At 46.4% G+C, this 2,554-nt stretch carries 3 protein-coding genes; all 3 read right to left on the bottom strand.

Features of this window, described 5'->3' with window-relative positions; all coding sequences use genetic code 11:
• Positions 1 to 425 (bottom strand): DUF6318 family protein (locus HMPREF2749_RS00525; protein WP_070592977.1); only part of this gene is annotated, 425 nt, incomplete at its 3' end.
• Positions 426 to 483: 58 nt separating this feature from the next.
• Positions 484 to 1,350: a DUF6318 family protein gene (locus tag HMPREF2749_RS00520; RefSeq protein WP_070592976.1), complete on the bottom strand. Its 867-nt coding sequence runs from the start codon at positions 1,348 to 1,350 to the stop codon at positions 484 to 486.
• Between the two features lie 15 nt (positions 1,351 to 1,365).
• On the bottom strand, positions 1,366 to 2,121 hold the full coding sequence (locus tag HMPREF2749_RS00515) for a DUF6318 family protein (protein ID WP_246823467.1): 756 nt from the start codon (positions 2,119 to 2,121) through the stop codon (positions 1,366 to 1,368).
• Between the last annotated feature and the right edge of the window lie 433 nt (positions 2,122 to 2,554).

Raw genomic sequence — 2,554 nt, 5'->3', positions numbered from 1 at the left:
TTGACGTTCCAGTCGAAGATTTTTTGTTCTTCGTTGTGGATGCGCGGTTGTGCTTCGAGAATGTGCATGGTCAAGATTTGTTGGTTGGGGGTGATGACCCACCCTTTTCCGTCGTCAAAGATATCTTGGATGGCGGGGAAGAATAGTTCTTCGGCGGTCATTGCATATTCGAGGCGGCGCGAATCGGATGCCAAAAGCATATAGTTTTGGCATTGATAATAGTAGCTATTATAGAATTTCAAATCAGCGGACGTTAGAAATTTAGTAAACGTATAGCTGTAATCTGGCGGCGGCGCAGAATATGCAGGGTGCTGCTGGTCTGCTGGGGTATAAATTCCAATCATGTCAGTATCGACAAGATGGTATGCTCCCCTATAGTCCTCTTGGTTGAAGAATTTTTTAGTCCACTCCGGGTCGACACTCATTTCCTCTCCTTCCTAAAATATATCTCTTATTACCTAATGCTATTTTGAATTCACGAATCTATTTCGTGTATCCAGCAACAGAAACACCCTTGGGCAACAAAAGGTCACCTTGCAGATTTTCGTCAACGCTTACCCAGCGTCCGTCCAAAAACTCGCCGTAGAAATCTATAGTCGGGTGGCGGTCAGTATGAAACATATCCCGAAAATACTTCACTTCACCGGTATCGCGGTACACAAAATAGGCGTCTCCATATATCGACAATTCCGTCTGCAGCTTGTATATTTTTCGTCCCTGAATCTCTCGGCTACCGTATCCGTGAGTTTCCACCATATACGATTCGATTTCTTGATCCGAAACAATCCACCCCTGGTTATTGGTGATAAATTCGTACACATTAGAAAAGATAACTTTTTCGGGGTCAACTATCTTTGCTAGGGGCTCAAGATCACCGGTCAAATACCCGTAGTTCTTGGCGGCATTATAGTAGGCAAAGAATAAGTACATACCTGAAATATCGTATGTATTCATCTTCTCGCGGATAACCGGGTAGGGTACATTCTGCGCGGGGCTCTCACGGGTTGCGGGAACGTAGACTCCATCTTTTCGGTATGCGGTATATACCAGCGGACCAGATAGACCTGCTGCAGTATTCTTATAGCTTTCTTCTGCAATTATTGTTGCAGGTTCAGCGGCGGCGAGCGCCTGATTTCGCTCCCACGCGGTATCTTCTTGCGCGATTCGCTCTTTTAGCGAAGCTCTCCAGTTCGAGCCAGCTACGTACAGACCTGATGCCGCAGCGGTACCTACCACAGCAGATCCCAACAGCAGGGCACGACGAGAGATTTTGGGGTTCTTCTTCGGCTCTGATGGGTTATTACCGGTTGAGGATTCCTGGGGAGCAGGGGTGTTATTGTTTTCCTTCATTGGTCTTCCTTTCCTCTAGTTCCCCTGTACAGGACCATATGTGGGGGTAAAGTTCACTTCCCACTTTGGATCTAAGAATCGGCACACCATAGTTCCGTAGATGGAACCGCCTGTAACAAGGTTGCGGGTGTCAAAATCAGTAATCGGGTAGAGCTTTTTCTCTGCCGTGATAAAGACTTTCGCCTCTGGTTTCAGGTCGTATCGAACGTTAATTTCGCATAGGTGATTTGCTTCATCCACAATACGGGGCTGAGGTTCAAGAATCTTGAAATTAAGAATTCGCTGGTTCGGGGTAATGACCCAGCCACTAGCGTTGTCGTAGAGTTCTTGAATGGTGGGGAAGAACAATCCGCCTAACATATTTTCAAGATGAAGTCGTCGCGAGTCTCCGGATAGAAGCATATAGTTCTGATAATTTGCATAATAAGTGACCGCGATATTCATGGAAGAAGCCGTCATATTACGCTCGTATGTGCTGTTGTAGTATGGCGGCGGCGCAGCGTATGCGGGATGTGCTTCCGTTGCTGGTTCATATATGCCGATATTAAATACATTTTTCGGATCGTTGATTGCCTCGCGGTAATCATAATCGTCATGGAATGGTTTTGCGTAGGCATTATGCTTCGGGGAGGCGCTAGCTGTTGCCGAAGGGGTTTCTTTTGAGTTATTATCTTTGGTTTTTGGCGTGGATGAGCAGGCGCTCAAAGCTAAGACGCTACCAACGCCTAGCACGCCCTTCATAAAACCTCTACGAGAGCTACGAAAAATCATAGTCACGGCAATAATCCTTGGGGATACATAAATTTTCTACATTTGTTGTGAGTTGAAATATCTAATACATCAACTTAAGAAGAACACTCATTGTTCAGACAACAAATGAGATCATTAAACGAATAAATACCTTTAGCGAGTAAACATCTGACTTGTCTGAGTTAGATGCTTGAACCGCATCGTGAGAACCTCAGCGCACTCACCTTGAAAAGATACAGGGACGGCATAAGCCTGAAAAGTAACCATATATTTAGCTTCCGGAAGTTGAAGTTGATGTGACGGTGAACGAGCTTCCTCGCCCACACCTCAAGGTAACACACGCACGTTCTGCACACGAACTCAGCAGGACGGATTCCACCTCCCATTGCTCCCACCTCCCCCAGCCAACCGCGAAGAGCCCACCTCAAAAGCCCAGCAAGAAACCCCCGCCAGC

The sequence above is a fragment of the Rothia sp. HMSC075F09 genome (assembly GCF_001810515.1).
Classification (GTDB): domain Bacteria; phylum Actinomycetota; class Actinomycetes; order Actinomycetales; family Micrococcaceae; genus Rothia.
Note: the sequence above shows the minus strand (reverse complement) of the source record. Positions and strands in the feature narration are given on the sequence as shown.